The 22,440-nt window shown below is 35.0% G+C and carries 25 protein-coding genes; 18 read left to right on the forward strand and 7 right to left on the reverse strand.

The window, feature by feature from the left end:
* The first annotated feature begins 2 nt into the window (after positions 1–2).
* Entirely contained in the window at positions 3–266 is a 264-nt protein-coding gene (locus ACKVQX_RS10190) for a hypothetical protein (protein WP_336663754.1), read from the forward strand.
* Positions 267–312: 46 nt separating this feature from the next.
* Here the strand turns inward: ACKVQX_RS10190 and ACKVQX_RS10195 are convergent, their stop codons facing one another.
* Both ACKVQX_RS10195 and ACKVQX_RS10200 read right to left on the reverse strand, forming a co-directional pair.
* Positions 313–1,743: a HAMP domain-containing sensor histidine kinase gene (locus ACKVQX_RS10195; RefSeq protein WP_336663755.1), complete on the reverse strand. Its 1,431-nt coding sequence runs from the start codon at positions 1,741–1,743 to the stop codon at positions 313–315.
* Positions 1,740–2,429 (reverse strand): response regulator transcription factor, encoded by a 690-nt coding sequence (locus ACKVQX_RS10200; protein WP_068456587.1) that lies wholly within the window; start codon positions 2,427–2,429, stop codon positions 1,740–1,742. The genes ACKVQX_RS10195 and ACKVQX_RS10200 overlap by 4 nt, the downstream gene beginning before the upstream one ends.
* A gap of 108 nt (positions 2,430–2,537) precedes the next feature.
* On the opposite strand from ACKVQX_RS10200, the gene ACKVQX_RS10205 reads away from it, so the two are divergent.
* Positions 2,538–3,041, forward strand: a complete 504-nt coding sequence (locus tag ACKVQX_RS10205) for an HPP family protein (RefSeq protein ID WP_368634316.1) — start codon at positions 2,538–2,540, stop codon at positions 3,039–3,041.
* On the opposite strand, the gene ACKVQX_RS10210 is transcribed toward ACKVQX_RS10205, so the two are convergent.
* The gene (locus tag ACKVQX_RS10210; RefSeq protein ID WP_068456581.1) at positions 3,042–3,488 is read right to left on the reverse strand and encodes a hypothetical protein; all 447 of its coding nucleotides are present in this window, start codon (positions 3,486–3,488) and stop codon (positions 3,042–3,044) included.
* A 174-nt stretch (positions 3,489–3,662) separates the two neighbouring features.
* On the opposite strand from ACKVQX_RS10210, the gene ACKVQX_RS10215 reads away from it, so the two are divergent.
* Both ACKVQX_RS10215 and ACKVQX_RS10220 read left to right on the forward strand, forming a co-directional pair.
* A complete protein-coding gene (locus ACKVQX_RS10215; RefSeq protein WP_368634315.1) occupies positions 3,663–4,781 on the forward strand; it encodes a YibE/F family protein in 1,119 nt (372 codons plus the stop codon).
* Complete coding sequence (locus ACKVQX_RS10220) at positions 4,778–5,554, forward strand: YibE/F family protein (protein WP_068456575.1); 777 nt, start codon at positions 4,778–4,780, stop codon at positions 5,552–5,554. Before ACKVQX_RS10215 ends, ACKVQX_RS10220 begins: the two co-directional genes overlap by 4 nt.
* On the opposite strand, the gene ACKVQX_RS10225 is transcribed toward ACKVQX_RS10220, so the two are convergent.
* On the reverse strand, positions 5,551–5,712 hold the full coding sequence (locus ACKVQX_RS10225; RefSeq protein WP_156422384.1) for a hypothetical protein: 162 nt from the start codon (positions 5,710–5,712) through the stop codon (positions 5,551–5,553). The two genes, ACKVQX_RS10220 and ACKVQX_RS10225, sit on opposite strands and share 4 nt — an antisense overlap.
* An 81-nt stretch (positions 5,713–5,793) precedes the next feature.
* Positions 5,794–6,276 (reverse strand): hypothetical protein, encoded by a 483-nt coding sequence (locus ACKVQX_RS10230; protein ID WP_068456572.1) that lies wholly within the window; start codon positions 6,274–6,276, stop codon positions 5,794–5,796.
* Between the two features lie 200 nt (positions 6,277–6,476).
* Between ACKVQX_RS10230 and ACKVQX_RS10235 the strand changes: the two genes are divergently transcribed.
* From ACKVQX_RS10235 to ACKVQX_RS10255, 5 genes are all read left to right on the forward strand, one after another.
* Positions 6,477–7,631 carry a betaine/proline/choline family ABC transporter ATP-binding protein gene (locus ACKVQX_RS10235; protein ID WP_068456569.1) on the forward strand — a complete coding sequence of 385 codons (1,155 nt, stop codon included), beginning with the start codon at positions 6,477–6,479 and terminating at the stop codon, positions 7,629–7,631.
* A gap of 24 nt (positions 7,632–7,655) precedes the next feature.
* Positions 7,656–8,312 carry an ABC transporter permease gene (locus ACKVQX_RS10240; RefSeq protein ID WP_068456566.1) on the forward strand — a complete coding sequence of 219 codons (657 nt, stop codon included), beginning with the start codon at positions 7,656–7,658 and terminating at the stop codon, positions 8,310–8,312.
* Between the two features lie 12 nt (positions 8,313–8,324).
* The gene (locus ACKVQX_RS10245; RefSeq protein ID WP_087680971.1) at positions 8,325–9,233 is read left to right on the forward strand and encodes an osmoprotectant ABC transporter substrate-binding protein; all 909 of its coding nucleotides are present in this window, start codon (positions 8,325–8,327) and stop codon (positions 9,231–9,233) included.
* A gap of 2 nt (positions 9,234–9,235) precedes the next feature.
* Positions 9,236–9,931: an ABC transporter permease gene (locus ACKVQX_RS10250; RefSeq protein ID WP_068456563.1), complete on the forward strand. Its 696-nt coding sequence runs from the start codon at positions 9,236–9,238 to the stop codon at positions 9,929–9,931.
* Positions 9,932–10,035: 104 nt separating this feature from the next.
* Positions 10,036–10,722 carry a dihydrolipoamide acetyltransferase family protein gene (locus tag ACKVQX_RS10255; protein ID WP_068456561.1) on the forward strand — a complete coding sequence of 229 codons (687 nt, stop codon included), beginning with the start codon at positions 10,036–10,038 and terminating at the stop codon, positions 10,720–10,722.
* Positions 10,723–10,762: 40 nt separating this feature from the next.
* On the opposite strand, the gene ACKVQX_RS10260 is transcribed toward ACKVQX_RS10255, so the two are convergent.
* Positions 10,763–11,953 carry a class I SAM-dependent rRNA methyltransferase gene (locus ACKVQX_RS10260; protein WP_121176529.1) on the reverse strand — a complete coding sequence of 397 codons (1,191 nt, stop codon included), beginning with the start codon at positions 11,951–11,953 and terminating at the stop codon, positions 10,763–10,765.
* Between the two features lie 246 nt (positions 11,954–12,199).
* On the opposite strand from ACKVQX_RS10260, the gene ACKVQX_RS10265 reads away from it, so the two are divergent.
* Positions 12,200–13,105, forward strand: coding sequence for an NlpC/P60 family protein (locus ACKVQX_RS10265; protein ID WP_325943502.1), 906 nt, complete (start codon positions 12,200–12,202; stop codon positions 13,103–13,105).
* A 259-nt stretch (positions 13,106–13,364) separates the two neighbouring features.
* The gene (locus tag ACKVQX_RS10270) at positions 13,365–14,174 is read left to right on the forward strand and encodes a YitT family protein (protein ID WP_409136326.1); all 810 of its coding nucleotides are present in this window, start codon (positions 13,365–13,367) and stop codon (positions 14,172–14,174) included.
* A 128-nt stretch (positions 14,175–14,302) separates the two neighbouring features.
* On the opposite strand, the gene ACKVQX_RS10275 is transcribed toward ACKVQX_RS10270, so the two are convergent.
* Complete coding sequence (locus tag ACKVQX_RS10275) at positions 14,303–14,632, reverse strand: heme oxygenase (RefSeq protein WP_068456545.1); 330 nt, start codon at positions 14,630–14,632, stop codon at positions 14,303–14,305.
* A gap of 466 nt (positions 14,633–15,098) precedes the next feature.
* Here ACKVQX_RS10275 and ACKVQX_RS10280 point away from each other — a divergent pair, with 466 nt between their 5' ends.
* From ACKVQX_RS10280 to ribD, 7 genes are all read left to right on the forward strand, one after another.
* Positions 15,099–16,658 (forward strand): sensor domain-containing diguanylate cyclase, encoded by a 1,560-nt coding sequence (locus ACKVQX_RS10280; protein WP_338838460.1) that lies wholly within the window; start codon positions 15,099–15,101, stop codon positions 16,656–16,658.
* Positions 16,659–16,811: 153 nt separating this feature from the next.
* Positions 16,812–17,261, forward strand: coding sequence for a helix-turn-helix transcriptional regulator (locus ACKVQX_RS10285; protein WP_068457578.1), 450 nt, complete (start codon positions 16,812–16,814; stop codon positions 17,259–17,261).
* Between the two features lie 88 nt (positions 17,262–17,349).
* The gene (locus ACKVQX_RS10290) at positions 17,350–18,177 is read left to right on the forward strand and encodes a hypothetical protein (RefSeq protein WP_409136280.1); all 828 of its coding nucleotides are present in this window, start codon (positions 17,350–17,352) and stop codon (positions 18,175–18,177) included.
* A gap of 136 nt (positions 18,178–18,313) precedes the next feature.
* Positions 18,314–19,009, forward strand: a complete 696-nt coding sequence (locus ACKVQX_RS10295; protein ID WP_087680965.1) for an ABC transporter ATP-binding protein — start codon at positions 18,314–18,316, stop codon at positions 19,007–19,009.
* The gene (locus ACKVQX_RS10300) at positions 18,999–20,285 is read left to right on the forward strand and encodes an ABC transporter permease (protein WP_409136281.1); all 1,287 of its coding nucleotides are present in this window, start codon (positions 18,999–19,001) and stop codon (positions 20,283–20,285) included. The genes ACKVQX_RS10295 and ACKVQX_RS10300 overlap by 11 nt, the downstream gene beginning before the upstream one ends.
* Positions 20,286–20,618: 333 nt before the next feature.
* Entirely contained in the window at positions 20,619–21,383 is a 765-nt protein-coding gene (locus ACKVQX_RS10305; RefSeq protein ID WP_068456526.1) for a GTP cyclohydrolase II, read from the forward strand.
* The gene (gene ribD / locus ACKVQX_RS10310; protein WP_409136282.1) at positions 21,346–22,440 is read left to right on the forward strand and encodes a bifunctional diaminohydroxyphosphoribosylaminopyrimidine deaminase/5-amino-6-(5-phosphoribosylamino)uracil reductase RibD; all 1,095 of its coding nucleotides are present in this window, start codon (positions 21,346–21,348) and stop codon (positions 22,438–22,440) included. Before ACKVQX_RS10305 ends, ribD begins: the two co-directional genes overlap by 38 nt.

Below are 22,440 nucleotides of genomic sequence, written 5' to 3' on the forward strand. Positions count from 1 at the left end.
GAGTGAGGATACCAATTCTCACTCTTTTTTATTTTATGGATGAAAAAACATGGCTAGAAGTACAACAAGCAATTGATGAAGGACAGGAATTGAGTTTTGATTATAGAGGAGAGGAATGGTGGATTAGTCGAATAGATGATGAAAGAAGTTTTCTATTAACACGTTCTTCAGATGGTCTTACGCAATATTTCAAAACTGCAGAGGAACTATATGAAAAAGGAATGATTGATGGAAGACCATTCATTGAACGCATTGCAGAATTATAAAGAGGAATTAAAAAACACCGAAGCATAAGTTTCGGTGTTTTTTATGTTATTGAAGTGGGAGGATAATTGAAATCGTCGTACCTTCGCCTTCTTTACTCTTAATATAGACGACACCATCATGTGCTTGAATAATATCTTGAGCAATTGCCATGCCGAGACCAGAACCTTGTGTATCTTTTGTGTTCGTTCCGCGATAATAGCGATTGAATAAAAATGGCTGCTCATCTACAGGAATACCTTTTCCAAAATCAATAATCTGAATTGTTGCAAAATCTGTGGATAACTTTTCAGAAAAATAGTTTTCGTATTCTTGTGGATAACCTGTGGATAAGTTGATTTGAATATCTGTATTTTCTGAATTGTGGATAAGTGCATTATAGATAAAATTTAATAATGCACGTTTAAATAAATTCGAATCCAAGGTTGCAGATAATGTTTCAGATTCAGCTTCAAATGTAATAGAACGTGTTTGATAAATCGGATCGTTTAAGACATCAATTACACATTCACGAACGAAAGAAGAGAGTAAGACTTTTTCTTTCTGAAGTGGGAATGTACCGCTCTGTAGCTTAGTTGTGAGGTTTAAATCATTTAGTAAATCGCGCATGTAAAGTGATTTTTGCTCAATAATTTGTGTATAGGTCAGGCGTTCCTCATCTGTTACATCTGCTTGTAATAATTCTGCGTAACCTTGAATCGAAGCGAGCGGTGTTTTTAAATCATGTGATACATTTCCAATCCATTCATTTCGCATTTGATCGAGCTTTTTTCGTTCCGTTTCAACACTCTTTAACGTTGTGGATAAATCATTCATATTCTCAAAAACTTCTCGATAAGGTCCGCCTTTAACGGAAATTTTTTCATAGTCTTGATGTTTTAAACGATGAATTCCTTCGATGAGTTTATACATTGGTTTTGTTAGTCGACTTCCAAATAAAAAACCGACTAGTGTAGCGATTAATAAATCGGCAACTAAGAATACTAAAAAGAGTTTGGTAAAAATATACGAGATTTGATCAAAATTAAAGTTGTAAACAACCCGCATTAATTTCGGATCTTCTATCCCGAAAAAATAACTCAAATTTTCGGCTTCGCCGACAAAAACAGTTGTTTTCCCATTCACTTCTTTATACTTATACATCTGAACAATTTCCACAGGACTATAACTAGTAGGTAAAGAAGCAGGTGTTTGATAGGCAGCGACCTCTTTTCCTTCCTTATTTAAAATTTGGACCCATGCATGATTTTCTTCTAATATTTTTTGCCCGCGATTCGTAATAGTCGGTTTCCCGTTCTTCACGATAATTTCATCTGAAAAACGTGTTGCAGTCACCTCTACAGCTTCAGGTGAAGTCGCAGTCTTTTTATAAGACTGAATAAATAAAAGTGCAATCAGTAAAAGTGTGTTCATTACAACAATCAAACCGACAATTAATACGATGGATACGAGAAAACGTCTAGTTAAGCGCCATTTCATGATTGCACCAACTTATAGCCTAAACCCTTAACTGTTATTAAGTAAGTTGGTTTGGAAGGTGTATCTTCAATTTTTTCACGCAGTCGGCGAATATGAACCATAACGGTATTGTCTGAACCGTAAAAATCTTCACCCCAAACACGTTTAAAAAGTGTCTCTTTACTTAAGATTTGATTCGGATGATGCATAAATTCACGCATTAACCCAACCTCTTTTGCAGTAAGCGGTAGTACTTCGCCATTTTTAACAATCTCAGATTCCTCAGATTGAAATGAAAAAGGACCCACTTGTATTTTAGGAAGTTGTTGCTCTGCATAACTTGATCTTCGAAGCTGTGCTTTGACACGATAAGCGACTTCTTTTGGTGAAAAAGGTTTTGTAATATAGTCATCTCCACCAATTGCGAGCCCAAGTAATTTATCAATTTCTTCATCTTTTGCTGAAATAAATAAAATTGGAATGGTTGAAATCTCTCTGATTTTTTTACAAAAATCATATCCGTCACCGTCCGGTAACATGAGATCTAATAAAATTAAATCGGGCTGGAATTCCTGAAAAACCGTCCAAGCATCTTGTAAAGTATGTGCTTTTTGAATCGCTGAAAATCCCTCTTTTACGAGGACATGCTCTATTAATTGTGCTAAATCTTCTTCATCATCAATAATTAAAATTTTATCGTGTACCATTTGGACACCTCCACTCAATATAATAACAGTAAAAAAAGTATAAAAATAAAATTGTTTCAAAGGAAATTTTGCGTTAAAGTATTCAATAGTAAATTTAGGAGGAAGGAAATGAATTATTTTAAAAAAATGAAGGGCGACGCAAAAAGCCCACTACAAGTAAATGGAAAAGACTTATTTACAGCATTCGTCGGCAGCTTCTTGACTATTATTTTATTATTAGAATTAACAGAGATGACGGATACACCGTGGTTTATGGCATCATTCGGTTCAAGCTGTATTTTAGTATTTGCGAGTTGGAATGCACCACTTGCACAACCAAGAAATATCGTCGGTGGACATGTCATATCTGGTTTTGTCGGTTGGGCAGTAGCAGGATTAGTTGGCACAACACCTATGACGCTTGCACTAGCAGTAGCGGTTGCAGTTGTCTTTACAATAGCATTACGTGTAACACATCCACCAGCGATTGCGAATGCACTCATTGTTATGATTGGTGGTTATCACTTTGAATATCTCTTTACCCCCATTCTACTTGGTTCATCTCTTGTAGTAGTAATGGGTTTACTTATTAATAACATGCGTAGAACACGCAGATATCCTGTATTTTGGTAACTATTCTACAATCATTGCATTAATATCTGTAAAATGTAGTACCAGTATTTGATGTAGTGCATAGACTTGTTGTTTCATATTTTGAAGCGTAGAATCATCTAAACTTATAGGCTCCATTCTAAGTAAGTCATAGAGATAACGTTCATAAGCATGAAAAAAGCTATGTGCAAAATCATCTATTGGACAAGAAAAGATTAAATCTTGCTCATCTAAAATGATGAGTGTTTTTTGTATAATCATACAATGATAGGCTGTTTGTTCTGTAGATATGTCAAAGTGGTGTACATCATTTTTGTAATAATTTAATAAACCATCACCCAGTGATAGTAAAAGAGAATAGTCATCTTTTGTATGTAAAATAATTTTATGTTGACCATCTTGTAGATATGAAATCGCAAAATTATTGTGTAAATCATTAAATAAATGGAATTCTAATCGTAATTTCATCTAAAAACTCCTTTACTGAAATTTATTACGTATAACAATAACAGGTGTTGGTAAAAAATAACATCGTACTTTGTCACTAGATGACATGAATTTCGCATATGTTATGCTACGAAGTAAGAAACTTTTATGTAAGTCATACGTTTAAAAATAGACTTTAAAATTAAGGAGGGGAATATGAATTTAGTTAAGCAAAGAAAACCTGCCAAATCAATTCAAAAGGGAGCTTTGGCTGTATTACTTATATTGTCAGTAATCAGTTCGCTCTTTTTTGTGAATCATAATGCCTCATTCTATGACGAAACAATTGCAGAAGTGACACAGACGAAACTCCTTCAAAAAGAGCAAGTAACGGATGAGTTTCAAAATCGCGATACTATTTATCATCAAGAACTGACAGCGAAAATTTTAAATGGTAATGAAAAAGGAAGAATCATTCAGTTACAACATACATATACTGCTTCAGGTGGCTTCGATGATGCCTACCATGAAGGAAATAAGCTTTTCGTGAAGAAGAATGTAGAGAATCAATTTGATATTACAAGTATGAAACGCGACCATCTCCTTCTAGGAGTGGTCTGGTTACTCATCTTGATACTCATCTTTGTTGGACGAAAACAGGGTGTTCTTTCATTGCTTAGTTTAGTCATTAATATGGGGATCATCGCATGGATTATTCAAAGCTATACAAATTGGGACGATTATTTAATCCCACTTTGCATGCTTGGTTGTGTTCTATTTACAGTGATTTCATTAACGCTTGTCAATGGATGGAATGAGAAGACATTTACAGCGATTCTCGCTACGCTCGTCGGTACATTTATATCTTTTGGTATTGCCGTATTCGTATTATGGCTCACAAAAGAAAATGGCATGCGTTATGAGGAACTACAATTCATTACAAGACCTTATAAAACATTGTTCTTTGCAGGACTTCTTGTCGCATCACTCGGTGCAGTCATGGATATTGCGATTACGATGTCGTCTTCTTTATTTGGACTGTATGAAAAAAATCCGCATATCTCAATCAAACAGTTAGCAAAATCAGGAAGAGAGATTGGGAAAGATATTATGGGACCTATGACGAATATTCTATTCTTTGTCTATGTGAGCGGTTCTATTCCAATGATGATGTTGTTCTTTAAAAATCATGCAACATTTACCTATACACTTTCAACCAACCTCACATTGGAGATTGTTCGAGCACTTGTGGGCGGCCTCGGGATTGTTTTAACGATTCCCATCTCTTTATTCATCGTTCTATTCTTCATTAAGAGAAAGCAGGTGAAGCAATGAACAGTTTAGTCGTCCTCGCGATGTTACTCGCGATTCTAATGATTGGGCTTGGGGGTAAAAAAGGACTGCGCTCATTCATCACGCTGTTTATAAATTTTGCTTTGTTCATTGTCTTACTATTCTTTATGAATATTCCAGAAGTGAATCCAGTCATTTTAACGATGATTATCTGTATCATCATTAGTTTTATTAATTTATTTTATATTAACGGAACGAATACAATGACAAAAACAGCATTTGCTTCAACGGTTTTCACGACACTCCTTTTATCTGGGCTCATTCTTTACTTTGCCAATGCAACATTCATTCAAGGGTTTGGTAAAGAGGAGACGGAAGAGTTAAGCATGGCTTCTTTACGAATTGGTATTGATTTTTCAAAAGTAGCTGTCGCAGTTATTATGATGAGTACGATTGGAGCGATTACAGACGCTTCGATTGCCATTGCTTCACCAATGAAAGAGATGCATCAACTTAAGCCTGATATTGATCGTAAAAACCTCTTTATTTTTGGTTTATCCATCGGTAAAGATATTATTGGAACAAGTATGAATACATTATTTTTTGCTTTTGTTGGGAGCTACTTAGCACTACTTATCCTATTTAGTGATTTATCGTATTCATGGAGTGAGATGATTAATTCAAAAATATTTAGTGGGGAAGTTGTAACGATTGCTTGTTCAGCGATTGGTTTAATTGCGGTCATTCCAATCACTGCTTTTTGTACGTCGTATGTACTAACGAAAAAAACGCCACCTTCTCAGCAAGAGAATTAGCGTTTTAAAGCACCTTTGAGTTCACGAATGCCATAAAAAAGCATGAGAAGAGATGCAGGTATAAAGCCGATTAAAAAAATAACATCGGATAGCTGATTCATGACAAATAATATGAACCAAATGAATGTGAATAATACGATATAAGAAACGGTATTCATATTTTTCCTCCTGTATCATCATTTGCTCAAAAAGGACTTCGGCTTTTATGTCGAGGTCCTTTTAGTATGAGCAAAATCTAGTTAGTCATTTTTAGGTTCTTCAATAATCGTTGTTGTCGTCAGTGCAGATGTAATTAAGTAAATGACAGCGACGGTAATACCTGAACCGAGCCAAGTAAATTCAATTCGATTGAATAAGTTAACCAAAATTTGATGGAAAATAAATAAACAGATGCCGTATTGAATTAATGTACTAATAATACTAACGCCCATATTGTAATCCATATTCATCGATGCCATCGTAAATAAACCGAGCAAGTCGATGACGAAAACAACTGCTAAGACTAATAACAAAAACCAGCCGAAATATAGTGCGTTGCGATACCAATGATCATATAAATCTAAATGTGCAAGTTCGTATTTGGCAAGTAGAATCGATAAACCAAAGAATCCGAATAGTGGCACAGTTAGTAATAAGGCAATGATACATAAAAGCAATAAACCAAGAAAAATAAAACCTGAACAACCTGATACTTTAATTTTAAATTGACGATTTTTAAACATAGAATCCCTTCTCTACCACAAAGGTTTGTAAATGATATTACAGTGCGTATTGTCCCATTATAATGCACTTTTTCCCACAATGCACCTGAACTGCAAATTTGGAAAAAAAGCTTATTATTGGTTAAATATTAAAAAAGTGAGTAAAATATATGTATTCGGGTAACTAAATGGAACTTACAGAAGGAAGGAGAAGTTGTATTATGTTAAAACTAGAAAACCTTTCGAAAGTCTATCGAGGAGGAAAAAAAGCCGTAGATGATTTGAATATTGAAATCAAAAAAGGCGAATTTGTCGCATTTATCGGTACATCTGGTAGTGGTAAGACGACCGCTCTTCGCATGATTAATCGAATGATTGAACCAACTAGCGGTAAAATTCTTATTAATGACGAAGATGTCCGAAAGAAAAACCCTGTTACATTAAGACGTAGTATTGGTTATGTAATTCAACAAATTGGCTTAATGCCACATATGACCATTCGAGAAAATATCACTTTAGTACCTAGATTACTAAAGTGGGATAAAGAAAAAAAGGAAAAAGCAGCAGAAGAACTGATTAAACTTGTGAATCTGCCTGAAAGTTACTTAGATTTATATCCAACACAGTTATCTGGAGGTCAGCAACAACGTATCGGTGTATTACGTGCGTTAGCAGCGAACCAAGATTTAATTTTAATGGATGAACCATTTGGCGCGTTAGACCCGATTACGCGTGATACCTTACAAGATTTAATGAAAGATTTACAACAACGTTTAGGCAAAACCGTCGTTTTTGTAACACATGATATGGATGAAGCAATCAAACTAGCAGACCGAATCTGTATTATGCATGACGGAAAAGTCGTTCAATATGATACCCCAGATAATATTTTATCCAATCCCGCAAATCAATTCGTAAAAGATTTCATTGGCTCACACCGCCTTGTACAAGAAAAACCAAGTGCAAAAGTCGTGGATGATGTCATGATTACACCAATTACAATCTCACTAGAAAAAAGCTTAGACGACGCGATTCACAAGATGGTGAAAAGTCGTGTAGATACACTATTTGTCGTTGACGGCAATAACATTTTAAAAGGCTATTTAAGCGTTGAAAATATTACATCTGAAAGACACCGAACATCGAGTGTGGCAGATGCAATGGATAAGGACGTCTTTTTTGTATATAACAATTCCCGTTTACAAGATTCTGTACGTCGAATTTTACGTCGAAATTTAAAAAATATTCCTGTTGTAGATAGTGACCATCGATTAGTTGGTCTAATTACACGTGCGCATATTGTAGATATTGTATATGACACAATTTGGGGCGATGAGGCCGCTGAAGAAGTCCGTAATGAAGCATCAAATGAATGATGAAATAAAGGATGTGAAACAGATATGGGTGAATTTTTTACAGCAGCAGGAGATTTTTTAGTAAATAATAAGCAAGAAATTTTAGTTAAAACATGGGAACAATTTTATATCTCTATGTCAGCATTATTATTAGGTATTATCGTCGCTGTTCCAGTAGGCGTTCTATTATCTAAAACTGAAAAAGTCGCAAAAGTGGTCATGGGAATTACAAGTGTGCTTCAAACTTTACCATCTCTAGCGATTTTAGCACTGATGATTCCAATTTTAGGAGTTGGGAAAATTCCAGCGATTGTTGCGCTATTTATTTATACATTATTACCAATTTTAAATAACACATTTATTGGCATGCAGTCAGTCAATAAAGATTTACGTGGTGCTGGTATGAGTATGGGAATGACCAAGTTCCAAAGTATTTATTTAGTAGAGTTCCCTCTTGCAATTCCTGTTATTATGGCAGGTATTCGTCTATCTGCAGTTTATGCAGTATCATGGGCAACTTTAGCTTCGTACATAGGAGCTGGAGGTCTTGGGGATTTCATCTTTAACGGATTAAATTTATATCAACCTGAATTCATTATTGGCGGTGCTGTATTTGTAACGATTTTAGCATTATTAATTGATTTTATTTTATCGAAAGTAGAAAAAATAGCGACGCCAAAAGGCTTACGAGTAGAACGATAGGAGGGGTAATTTATGCGGAGACTGAAATGGATTGTTTTCATTTGTAGCATAATGCTCATCTTATCTGCTTGTTCATCTGGAAAAGATGAAACGATTAAGATTGCTACAGTGACTACAACAGAGAGTGCTATTATGGGGAATATGGTTAAACTCATGATTGAGCATTATACAGATGAAAATGTACAAATGATTAATAACTTAGGTTCGAGTGTTGTCGTACATCAAGCTATGTTAAATGGTGATGCAAATATTTCAGCGACACGTTATACAGGAACAGATTTAACAGGTGCTTTAGGGCAAGAAGCAATTAAAGACCCAGAAGAAGCAATGAAAAAAGTACAGGAATTATTCCAAAAAGATTATGATCAAACGTTTTTCGACTCATATGGCTTCGCAAATACCTATGCATTCATGGTAAGTAAGGAAACAGCGAAAAAATATAATTTGAAAAAAGTAAGTGACTTACGAAAAGTTGCAGACAAAATGCAAGCTGGTGTGGATACATCGTGGATGAATCGTCCAGGAGATGGTTATAAAGCATTCGTAAAGGAATATGGTTTTGACTTTAACAAAGTCTACCCAATGCAAATTGGTCTTGTATATGATGCGGTTGAAGCTGGAAAGATGGACGTTGTATTAGGTTATACGACAGATGGACGTATTTCGAGTTATGACCTTGTTGTATTAGAAGATGATTTAAAATTCTTCCCACCATATGATTGTAGTCCACTTGCAACGAATGAATTACTAAAAACACATCCAGAAGTGAAAAAAATTCTAGAAAAACTTGTCGACAAAGTATCTACAGAAGAAATGCAGAAATTAAATTATGAATCAGATAATAATTTATTAGAACCAGCTGTTGTCGCACAACGTTTTTTAGAAAAACATAATTACTTTGATGATAAAGGGGGAGAATAGGCATGGAAAATATGAATACCTTCCAGCAATTCTTTTACTACTTTGATGAAAATGGTAGTTATGTATTTATGCAATTTGTTCAACACTTTTTAATCTCAATCTATGGTGTATTAATTGCAGCCGTTGTCGGTATTCCTATCGGCATCCTGATTTCAAAATATGGTCGACTTTCAACATATGTCATTACCATTGCAAATATTATTCAAACGATTCCTGGTTTAGCGATGTTAGCCATTTTAATGTTAGCTATCGGTTTAGGTCAAACAACCGTTGTTGTAGCAGTATTCCTATACTCACTATTACCGATTATTAAAAATACCTATACAGGAATCAATAATATTAATAAAGATCTTACCGATTCAGGTAAAGGAATGGGTATGACAAAACTACAAGTCCTGTATATGATTGAGTTACCACTGTCACTATCCGTTATTATTGCAGGTATTCGCATTGCGCTTGTTGTCGCAATTGGAATTACAGCGATTGGTGCATTCATCGGAGCAGGCGGTTTAGGAGATATTATTATTCGAGGTACGAATGCTACAGATGGTACAGCGATCATTTTAGCAGGTGCGATTCCAACAGCTCTAATGGCAGTTTTAGCAGACTTAATTTTAAGTTTTATTGAACGAAAGATTGACCCTGTGAAAAAGAATCGTAAATTAATTGAACCAAAAATTGAATCATTAGAAGAGTAACAAAAGGAGAAATCGTCAAATGGCGGTTTCTCTTTTTAAATACATTGAAATCTATGTCGAAAGGGGATAGCATACAAAAGAGAAGTTCAAAAGGAGAGACAGAGATGACGGAACATAAAGAAGAACGCATTCCAATTGTCGGTATGCGTAAAAAAATCTATAAAAATTTAGTGCAATCTGCTTTTACGATTCCACATGCAACAGGTATGGAAGAAGTGCAAGTAGATGCGCTCATTACGTATAAGAAACAGCTAGCTGAGCAATCAAATGTACATATCACCTATTTACCAATCATCATGAAAATAGTGGCACAAATGCTTCAAAAGTATCCAATCTTTAATGCGACCATTGATGAAAAAGCAAATGAGATTGTATTGAAAAAAGCGATTAATTTAGGTGTAGCAACTGCAACAGCTGAAGGGTTAATCGTTCCTGTTATTAAAGAAGTGGAAGAGAAAACAATAGAAGAAATCGCTATAGAACTGCAAGATGTGACAGAACGTGCGCGACAAGGTACGCTGAAAATTACCGATATTGCTGGCGGCACATTTACGATTTCAAATACAGGAGTAAAAGGTGGCACATATGCTACGCCGATTATTAATTTCCCCCAAGTTGCAATTTTAGGAGTTCATGCAATGAAAGAGCGCCCTGTGATTCTACCAGACCGCACGATTGGCATTGGTACGATGATGGGTATGAGTCTATCATTTGATCATCGAATCATAGATGGAGACCTTGTTGGGTTATTTATGAATGATTTAAAAGAAGCTATTGAGAATATACATTAGATAAAAAAACGCACCGACCCGTTAAGTCAGTGCGTTTTTATTAGTTTAATTTTTGAATGAAGCAAACTTTTAAGTAGTTGAATTCAGGGAAGTCGCGGTTTGCGCGGAAATCTTTTGGTAATCCGAATTGCTCTACAATTTTATATTTTGTATTTGTTTCTTTACATGCTTGGTCGATAAATGTTTTGAATTTTTTCATACCGAAGCTGGCATTGTTTGTTGAAGCAACGATGATTCCTTTTTTTGCTGTAATTGAAAGTGCATCAGCTAATAATTTTGGATAATCTTTGGCTGTTGAGAAAGTCATCTTCTTCGTACGTGCAAAACTTGGCGGGTCTAATACAACTAAATCAAATTTTAATTGATGGCGTTGTGCATATTTGAAGTAGTGGAATACATCCATTACTTTGATGTCCTGTGCCTCAAAATCAATACCATTCACACTGAATTGTTCAATTGTTTTTGAAAGTGAGCGTTTTGCTAAATCGACAGAAGTTGTTTCTCTAGCGCCACCAAGAGCAGCAGCTACAGAAAATGCACCTGTATAAGAGAAGGTATTTAACATATTTGTACCTTCTGCATATTGATCGCGAATTGTGCGACGTACATCACGTTGGTCAAGGAAGATACCTGTCATAGCACCGTCATTTAAATCAATCGCAAAGTTCATGCCATTCTCTTTAATGATAATCGGGAACTCACCCGGTGTACCTTTTACAAAGTCATCTTCTTGTTCAATATACATACCTTTTGTATCGAAGCGTTTTTTCTCATAAATAGCTTTGTAATTTGTTAATTCATCAAGTGCTTGAATAACAAAGTCTTGATAACGATAAATACCATCGCTATACCAATTGATTAAGAAGTAACCATCATAATAATCAATTGAGATTCCACCAATACCGTCACCTTCGCCATTAAAGACGCGGAAAGCAGTTGTGTCTGCATCATTGAAGAAGTTTTCACGTAGTTGTAGTGCGGCACTGATTTTCTTTGTAAAAAAAGCTTGGTCGATTTCTTCGTGTTCCTTCGTTGTTAACACCCAACCAATACCTTTATTTTGAATACCGTAATAAGCCTTTCCTAAAAAACGATTATGGACATCCACTAATTCAAAAAGTTCGCCTTCATTTTCTAAAAGGTCTTTATTCGATACAGCATCGCGATGGACAAGTGAGTAGCCTCTTTTTAAGTCAGCGATAAAATCGGGTTTTACGCGTAATGTTTTCATAAATAGTATAGTTCATCCTTTATTTTCATAGTTTCCTCTATTATCGCACTTTTCTCTCAGAAAAGCGAAACCGTTCTTTTGTTACATACCGTAATATTCTTTAATGTTTTTGTAATCGAAATGTCGTTGTTTATGTTTAAGTATTTCTATAGACTAGGTTACGTGGTAATGATAAAAAAATATGATTTGTGAAGAAAATACGTTTATATATATCAATTTAATGAAAAAACCGGGGGAACATATACAATGAAGAAGCAATTAATCGCAGTAACAACAGCAAGTGCCATCGCATTATCAGCAGGTTTAGCAGCGACACCAATGACAGAAGCATCAGCAAAAAGTAGTGTATCTGTTACTAAAAAAGCATCTGGAACATACGTTGTAAAAACAAAAAAGAATGTATATTATCAAGCGAATAAGAAAAAAATTGGTACTGTATCAAAAAATGCAGTTGTTACATTAACACATAAACGTGTAGTAAACGGTAAAACATGGTACAAAATTAAATATGGTAAGAAAACAGGTTGGGTATTATCAACAAACTTATCAAAATTAACACTTTCAAAAACATCAAAAGTATCAAAAAGCTTTAAAACATCTGCAACAAAAAATGTATACTCAGCAGCAGGTGGTCACAATAAAAAAGTTGGTACTGTGAAGAAAAATACAGTTGTAAAAGCAACGTATAAGCGTACAGTAAACGGAAAAACATGGTATAAAATTAGCTATGGTAAAAAAACAGGTTGGGTTGTCGGCTCAAACCTAAAAAAATATGTAAAGAAAACTTCTACAAGCGGTAGTAAATTAATCTCAACAGGCGCACAATACTTAGGTGTACCTTATGTTTGGGGCGGAACTTCTCCAAGAGGATTTGACTGCTCTGGTTTTACACAATATGTTTATAAAAAAGCAAATGGTAAGTCAATTCCACGTACAAGTGGGGCACAATACGCAGCTTCTAAGAAAGTATCAAAATCACAATTAAAACAAGGTGATTTAGTATTCTTCTCAGTAGGAAGTAGCCGTATTACCCATGTTGCAATGTATGCAGGAAATGGTAAATTGTTACATGCTGCTGGAAATAAAGTTCAATATCAATCATTAGCAGGTTACTGGGATCGTTATGTAGTAGGCTACGGTACATTCCAATAAAATATATAAAAGATATGAATTCTGTAAGTGGGTTCATATCTTTTTTTATTTAATAAAATACAAAATTTTCTAAAATTTCAAATGAAATCACATGATTTTCATGTTTTTTTGAAAACTCCTTGTAAATACGACCTTATTAGTGGGAATTTTGCGTATTTATTTCTAAAATAAGAGTATAAAGTAAAAAGAGGAGAGTTTGATGAAGAGAGAAGCAAAGAAAAGAAAAATACAAAGAATTTTATGGCGAGTATTCGCTGTTATGTCTGGTGCGTTAATTGCGGCATATGGATTAGAAGCAATTTTAATTCCAAACAGTGTATCAGATGGAGGCGTAACAGGTATTAGTATCGTCTTATCAGAATTAATTGGCCTACCTTTAGGGGTATGGATTGCGATTTTAAATATTCCATTTGTTTGGCTAGGGTATAAACAGATTGGTAAAAGTTTTGCGATGTATTCGACGTTAGGGATTGCGACATTAGCTGCGGGTACTGTCGCAATGCATGATGTTCGAACAATTATTGAAGGTGACACATTACTGATTACCGTAGTAGGTGGGATTATTATCGGTTTTGGTATGGGTCTTGCACTTCGTAATGGTGGTGCCCTAGATGGAATCGATATGTTTGCCGTGTTACTATCACGTAAATTACCATTTGGTACAAGTGATTTGATTTTATTCTTGAATATGTTCGTTTTCATTTTAGTATCATTCGTGTTTGGATTCAAAGGAGCGATTTTATCGGGTCTTGCTTACTTTATCGCTTCAAAAGTAATTCATATTGTCGAAGAAGGCTTAAGTGGTGCGAAAACATTTAAAATTATTACGAAAGATCCGGATACATTGGTTGAAACAATTCGTGATCGTTTAGGCCGTAGTGCAACATTAACAGATGTGTATGGCGGCTATTCACATGAAAAATTTAAAGAAGTTACATGTGTGATTAACCGATTAGAAGACACAAAAATTAAATCAATTATTTTTGAAATTGACCCTGAAGCTTTTGTTACGGTGTATGACATGGCAGAAGTAAAAGGCGGAAACTTTAAGAAACGTAATATTCACTAATCTAGGTGGATACATATATGAAAATCCCGTATGATTTCCGAATCATACGGGATTTTCTATGCTTTAAATAGTATTATCTTTTTTAGCCTTTATTTAGGAAGGCTAAAAGAGATAAAGTAGCTTGTATTTTACGCTTCTGTTGATGTCACGATTTCTGAAATGACAATTTGGCTACCTAACATTGGTGATTCTTTCGGTGCTTCGCCTTCTTTTGGTTCAGGGCGTTTGTGAGATTCTTTAAATGCATCGCTATTACGCCATTCGTGGAATCCATCCAGTGATTCCCAAAACATATTGACACTCATTTCATCATAATCTTCAAAGTCGCGTGCAATCGCCACTTCTGTTTTGATGAAGCCAGGGAATTGTTTTAACGTGTCGCCACCTTTTGTAAAGTTTGGAGCCATTTTTTCAGCAAAGCCTTTTTTTACTTTAATACGGTTTGTTACGATAAACATATGCAAAACTCCTCTATTCGATAATGTGTAACTTACTAAAAGAGTACTCCACTTATTAAAAAAAATGCAAACGGTAAGAATATAAAAATAAAAAAGACTACCTCATGCAGATAGTCTTTTTCCATATATTAAGGAGAGTTCTACATAGTCGTGCGATATTTAGAAGGATTACAGCACTACTTGGGGAATAGTTCTGATCTAAATACGTAGAACATGCACTTGAAAACTAGCAACTAGATAATGCTAGTCTGTTGAATAGAATAAAAGGGGGACTAAATCCTAGTATTCTACTCCACATTTGAATTATAGGATGAAAAAGGAAATTCTTCAACATAAATTTACTAAAAATAGTAAAAAAGAACATAAATTACAATATAATAGTATAAATAAGTTTTAAATTGTTTTCAATTATAATTGGAATATTTTATAATTAAAGGAAATAGTAAAAAAGAAGTGAGACGATGAAATGAAAAATAATAAAATAAAACTACAGTATCTTATCATCGGTGTGGCTTTACTAGCATTTATTTTGACAAGTATCGTATCAATTTGGAGCGGTTATAAATTGAATAAAGCGAACTTGGGTGAAAGTACGATGGTTACAAATCGAGTCTATGCTCAAAAAGTAGCAGAGACGGCTAATAATTATTTAGCAGAGCAACAGAAAATTTTAAAGGTTAATGCGAAGTATATTGCAGAACGTATAGATGACCAATCAGATTTAGAAAAACATGCAGATTTTATACGAAATCAGACGAGTGCATTCAACTCGATTGCAATTGTTAATAAGAAAGCAGTTGTTCTCGCAACGTCTCCACAATCGTTAGATTTAGTTGGTGTAAAATTAACAGCTGAAGCAACGAAAAAAGCGATTAAAGAACAAAAGCCCATGATCTCTCAACCTTATACGAGTGTGAGTGGTCGGTTGATCGTTTTTGTAACGACACCTATCTTTTCAGAGAAAAATGAATATCTTGGTTTAATTGGTGGCACGATTTATTTAAAAGAAAAAAATATTTTATATAAATTATTAGGTGCACATCCATATGATGGTCAATCAACTGTCTATGTTGTCGATCGAGATGGTACGATTATTTATGATGAGCGAAAGAAAAATATTGCGCGTGATTTACCTGATAATGACATTATAAATATGGCGATTCATAAAAAAACAACAGGTGTTGTTAAAGGAGAAAATACAGAGAATCAAATTGCTTTTGCAGGATATGCACATGTTAAAAATGCAGATTGGATGGTTATTGCACAACGACCTGCTTCCGCAGTTGAAGCGCCGGCTAAACAATTATTCAAGCAGATGTTTTTAATTGCACTACCGTTCTTAGCTATTTCTTTAATTATTGTTATTTTCCTATCATACCGCATTGCAAAACCGCTTCAACGGTTAGCTCAGTTGACAGAGAGCAGTAAATTGAATGATGAGGAAAATAATTTCCGTTCTGTTCAGGCTTGGTACTATGAAGTGATTCAATTGAAAGAAGCGCTTATTCAAAGTTTTAGTCATTTACATGAACAAGTATTGGAGTTAACAGGTAAGTCAGAACGCGATGGATTAACAGGTTTATATAATAGACGAACACTGGATGATCGTTTAATGTCTTGGACGAAGGAACAAAAAAGTTATGCAGTCATTATGTTTGATGTCGATCATTTTAAAAATGTAAATGACACATATGGACATGATGTGGGTGATGAAGTTCTTCGTTTTATCGCAGCAGCTATGTTACAACATGTAAGAACGACCGATTCATGCTATCGTTTCGGTGGTGAAGAATTTGTTATTTTATTACCGGGTGCTTCGGTTGATGTAGCCTATGAACGAGCAGAAGAATTGCGACAATACTTTGAACAAACAAATAGCCCAACATCACTACCAATTCATATTTCAGCAGGTGTGGCAGAATGTCCAAGTGATGGAGTAGAAGGAAATGGTGTTTTAAAGAAAGCAGATCAACTTTTATATGAAGCGAAACAAAATGGACGTAATCAAGTAAGAAAATCGAACTAAGACAATAGCAGTGAACAAAGGGTAAAAATTAGATGAAGTATATAAAATAGATGTCTTTTCTGCTTTTCCTATACGAATGATTGGACTTTCAAAAAAGAGTTCGATAAAATGATGTTTCAGTGTAAAGTTACACACTATAGAAAAGGTGAGAGTATGAAACGTGAAGAAATGATTACGATTGTTTCCCAAAAGATGAAATTAATTCGAACAGAATACAATTACACCCAAGAGCAGATGGCAGATATTTTAGGAATCTCTAAAAAAACACTGGTTCAAATTGAAAAACAACGCATTGAATGTGGTTGGACAGTAGCTGTCGCTGTATGTACACTTTTTCGAAACAGCATGATTTTACAAACAGCGCTAGGTGGCAACCCACTTATGTTTATTTCATTAATTGCGAATGAAGGATTGATTCACGTAGATAAAAATGAAGTGAATGATAAGTTATGGTGGCGTACAATTGAGAATAAGACGAATTGGCGCATCCAACAAAACCTTGTGCACACATGTTTTCGTATTTTAAATCCAGAGGGTCGTATTATTTTTTATACATTCTCTAAAGATATTGCATTAGAAGAATTCCAAAAGCATATTTTTTAAATTTAAGCCTTTCTTTTTCAAACATCCGTTGAAAAAGAGAGGTTTTTATTTATTTAATGGGTAAAGAATTGAAAGGGGGACAAATAAAATGAAGAAAAGGATCATCATAACGATTAGTGTGATATTAATAGTGGGTGTATCAATTTATTTTTTGGTCTCCTTTTTAGAACATAAAAATAAACAGCAACAACCAGTTCAAAAGGAAACAAAAGAAATCGACTATGAACACATGATAAAAAATCCAAAAAACTATGTCGGTCATTCAATTGAAGCTGAGGGTTTAGTAGATGATTCAAAATATATTAATGGAAAAGGTGTTTACTCAGTCATTTTATTAAAAAAGGGTGAATATACAACAAGTGTAGTTATTGTTGAGACAGATAAAAAAGAAGCATTAGCGCAACAGTCCTACATTCGTTTTGAAGGAGAAATTACAGGTATCTATAAAGGAAATTTGGACTTAGGTGTACAAGGGGATTTGGTAGAGATTCGGACGAAAGAAGTCATTATCGAAGAAAGTGAAAAGAGTCCGAATATGGTCAATGTTGAAATAAACGAACAAGGTAATTTTGGAAATGTACATGTTGAAGTAGATAAGGTGCGCATGTATCCAAAAAGTACACGCATTTATTTATTTTTATACAATAAAAATAATACTCGTATTTATTTGAATGATTCATCTATTAAACTCTATGCAGATGGGAAAGAAATACCATCCAAGTATGAAGTACTCGATCAATCTATTCGTCTTGCCCGTTCACTAGAACCAAATAAAGGAACGAGAGGCGTGATGTCATTTGAAGTAGCCCCGAAAGATACAAAAAAGCTCGATTTAACTTTTGAAATGACGATGGTCAATCAGAAAAAACCAATTCAGTTCTCACATGAGATGAATATGGAGGTCATAAAAAAATAATAAGCTAAAAGTCTATGTGATTTTTATCAGATAGGCTTTTTTTCTTTTCTTAAGAAAATCTTCATTTTTATCCTCCTTAATTATTAAGATTTATTTCCTATACTGAAGATAACAAAGAAAAGAAGGAGCTATGAACATGATTACATTAACGAATATATGCCATACATTTTCGATTGGTAAAAAAGGTCAAGAGCGACAAGTACCTGTTTTAAAAGATGTAAATCTTCAAGTCGAATCGGGTGAAATCGTCGCAATTGTCGGAAAGAGCGGTTCAGGGAAGTCGACTTTATTAAATACGATTGCTGGGTTTTTAAAACCAGATGAAGGCAAGATAGTTTTAAATCATAAAGATACAACGCATTTATCAGAAGCAGAGCATGCAAAATTTCGCCTGAAAAATGTAGGTTTCATCTTTCAAAATTTTCAATTGATGCCAGGGTTAACGGCTTTTGAAAATATTGAATTACCTCTTAAAATTCAAGGAATGGGAAAGAACGCTCGTTTTCAAACTGTACGAAAAATAATGGAGCGCGTGGGTTTGAATGAAGTACTTGATCACTACCCCAATGAATTATCTGGTGGACAGCAACAACGTGTATGTATTGCGCGTGCACTCGTAACGAATCCATCGATTATTTTGGCAGATGAACCAACAGGGAGTTTAGATTCAGAAACAGAAAAAGAGATTCTAGAGCTTATTCAATCATTGAATCAATCACTCGATTTAACTTTTGTCATCATTACACATGATGAAGAAGTAGCGAATAGTGCACATAAAAAATACCGTATGCATGACGGGCAATTACAGGAGGCGATTTACAGTGCAGTTTAAAGATCAATTAGATTTTGTGAGACAACATGTAAAAAAGAATCGTATGCGTATTTTCACGACAATTTTAGCGACTACAATGGGCTGTGCGTTCTTAATCGTACTTGCTTCCGTCGCATTTGGTTTACAAAATTCATTGAAAAAAGAAGTATTATCAGATGATACACTAACACGCATCGAAGTATATAATGATGGCAATAAGGAAATTGAACCAACTGAAATTAAAAAGATGAAAAATGTGAATGCGGTGACGATGAACACGCTCATTCAAACGGGTAATTTAGAAGCAAATATTGATGCGTATAAAGGAAGTCCGGAAGTCATCTTAACGGATTTTAAAGAAAATGAAAAAGCCAATTTAAAATTATCAAAAGGTACATATCCAGAAAAAGCAGATGGTGTAGTCGTTGGTTATAATGTTGCACAAATCTTGCTGTCAAAAGAAGATGAGAAAAAGTTAGAGAAAGATGCATCAAAAATTAATATAGGGATTCAAGAAAGTATGATTGGAAAGAAAATCACACTTAATTGGAAAAATGAAGAAACGAAGAAAAAAGTAACACGCACATTTACAATTGAAGGTGTGGGACCGAAGCCTAAAAAAGAGTGGGAACAAGATGGAACAATTCGAATTAGTAAAGAAAACGAAGAAGCACTTGTACAAGATTTAAAAACACTTTATGGTAAAAAGCTTAAAGCGGAAGAGATGATTTATCGTACAACGGCTGTTTATGCGACGGATCTTGAAGCGGTGACGGCGATTAATAAAGCCTTGCAAGACGAAGGTTACGCAACTTATACAGTTTCACAACAATTAGAAGAAATGAACTTATTATTCTTAGCGCTAAAAGCAGGATTAATCTTTGTTGGAACGATTGCAATTTTGATTGCATCTATTGGGATTTTTAATACGATGACGATGGCTGTGACAGAACGAACACGTGAGATTGGTGTTATGAAGGCAATTGGTGCTAGTCCAAAGCTAATTCAGCGTCTGTTCGTGATGGAGAGTGCTTACATTGGTGTGATTGGAACAGTCATTGCGGTTATTATTTCATATATTGTTAGTTTTGCGGCGAACTATGCGATTCCGAAAATCTTGTATATGGCAACAAATGAAAAAGAATTCTTAACAACAGAGATTCAATTTTCAGCGATTCCATGGCAGTTAGTCGTGATTGCGGCTGCAATTAGTATTGGTGTAGCCATTCTATCTGGTTGGAGACCTGCAAGAAAAGCAACAAAAATTGATGTTATCCAAGCTTTACGTCAAGATTAAAAATGAAGAGACTTGACACATAAGTATAAGAAAAACCAGAATCGCGCTGTAGCGTGGTTCTGGTTTTTTGTTGTGAACTTTAAAAAGGAAAATAAAGTATTTAGTCCTATCCTCGAGATGTTCTCTGTTGAAAATACTTCTGTCTCAATTGTTTACTTTCTTCATATGAAAACTATGGTTCTAAATTCAAGCTTTTTTATTGCTAAAAGGGTAGAATATTTGTTATGAGGTAATCCATATGTTCAGGTCAAATTACTAGACAAATGATGACGACTTATTTAAATTAAATCACAGACACTGATTAAAAAATAAAATTGTAATGAGGTAATTCATATGACAATCAACAATAAAATTTTAAATAAAATCCAATTCACAGAACGTAATGAAAATGAAAAATTAAGCGTTGTAGGCCCTATTCGCTTACCAATCAAACAGGGTGATTTTGAAGCGACATTTCAGTGGTATTGTTGGAAAGATGTTCCAGCATCTGTATCAAAAGAAGAAATGATTGAACTACTACCATCTATGAATCTAGCTTTCGGACAACAGTCATCGGTACTGGTGTACGGTGATTTTGCGAACTCTGAAGATGCGATTATTCGTATGCATAGTATTTGTCATACTGGGGACATCTTTGGTAGTCAACGTTGTGACTGTGGCTATCAATTACATGAATCGATGAAAATGATTGTCGAACATGGTTGTGGTGCGATTTTCTATTTAGCTGACCATGAAGGGCGTGGCATCGGTCTATTCTCTAAATCCCTTGCTTATTTATTACAAGATGATGGTCTTGATACGGTAGAGGCGAATCATGAACTAGGTTTTGAAGATGATATACGTTCTTATGAGGATGCGATTAAAGTACTTGAAGTGTTACGCCAAAAACCTGTAACACTGATTACGAATAATCCGAAAAAATTAGAAGCGTTAAAATCACATGGTTTATCTGCGAAAGGGCATATTCCTTTATGGGGTGGAGTAACAGATAGCAACCGTTACTATTTAGAAACAAAAGTGAAAAAAGCAGGTCATATCTTAGGTGAGGGTGGTGTCGATAATGCAGAACGATCAGTATTACATGAATCTCGCGATTGAGCTGGCAGCGAGCGCAAAAGGTAACACAAACCCGAACCCACTTGTTGGGGCTGTTGTTGTAAAAGATGGTGTCATCGTTGGTACAGGGTTACATCGAAAAGCAGGAGAACCACATGCAGAGGTGCATGCTTTTCGTATGGCAGGAGATCATGCGAAAGGCGCAACATTGTATGTAACACTTGAACCTTGTTCGCATTACGGTAAAACACCACCTTGTGCAAATTTAGTAAAAGAATCAGGCGTGAAACGTGTTGTTGTAGCGATGCAAGATCCGAATCCAGAAGTAGCTGGTCGCGGTATTCGCTTACTTCGTGATGCCGGAATCGAAGTAGAAGTCGGTTTACTAGAAGAAGAGTCACGTCGTTTAAATGAACGCTTTATTCATAATATGCTGACAGGACTTCCTTTTGTGCGCTCAAAATTTGCGATGACATTAGATGGTAAAATCGCGACTTATAATGGACATTCACAGTGGATTACGGGTGAAGCAGCACGTTCTAATGTGCACGAATTGCGTCATGAAGTAGATGGAATTCTTGTTGGTAGTCAGACAGTTTTAAATGATAATCCAGCATTAACAACGCGTCTAGCAGACGGACGTGAAGGACGAAATCCTGTACGTGTTGTATTAGATGGTCAATTACGTACACCAACAGATGCACAAATTGTTGATACTACTGTTGCACGTACAATTATTGTGACATCTAAAGAACATGAAGCGCGTACGAAAGAATATCCAGGTGTAGAGTTCATCTATGTATCTATAAAGAATGACAAACTAAACTTACAAGAAGTTTTACCGGCACTTTATGAAAAAGGAATTACAGATTTACTTGTTGAAGGTGGAGGCACAATTAATGCGTCATTCTTACGTGAAGGCTTGATTGACCAAATGATTGTCTATATTGCACCGAAAGTATTGGGTGGTCGTCATTCGATTACACCATTTACAGGTGATGATGTTAAGACAATTGATGAAGCGATGCCATTATCATTTGACCAAGTGGAGCAAATTGGAGAAGATTTACGTATTATTGCGTATCCAAAGAAGGATTGA

This window comes from Kurthia sp. ISK08, from assembly GCF_046159805.1.
Taxonomy (GTDB): Bacteria; Bacillota; Bacilli; order Bacillales_A; family Planococcaceae; genus Kurthia; species Kurthia gibsonii.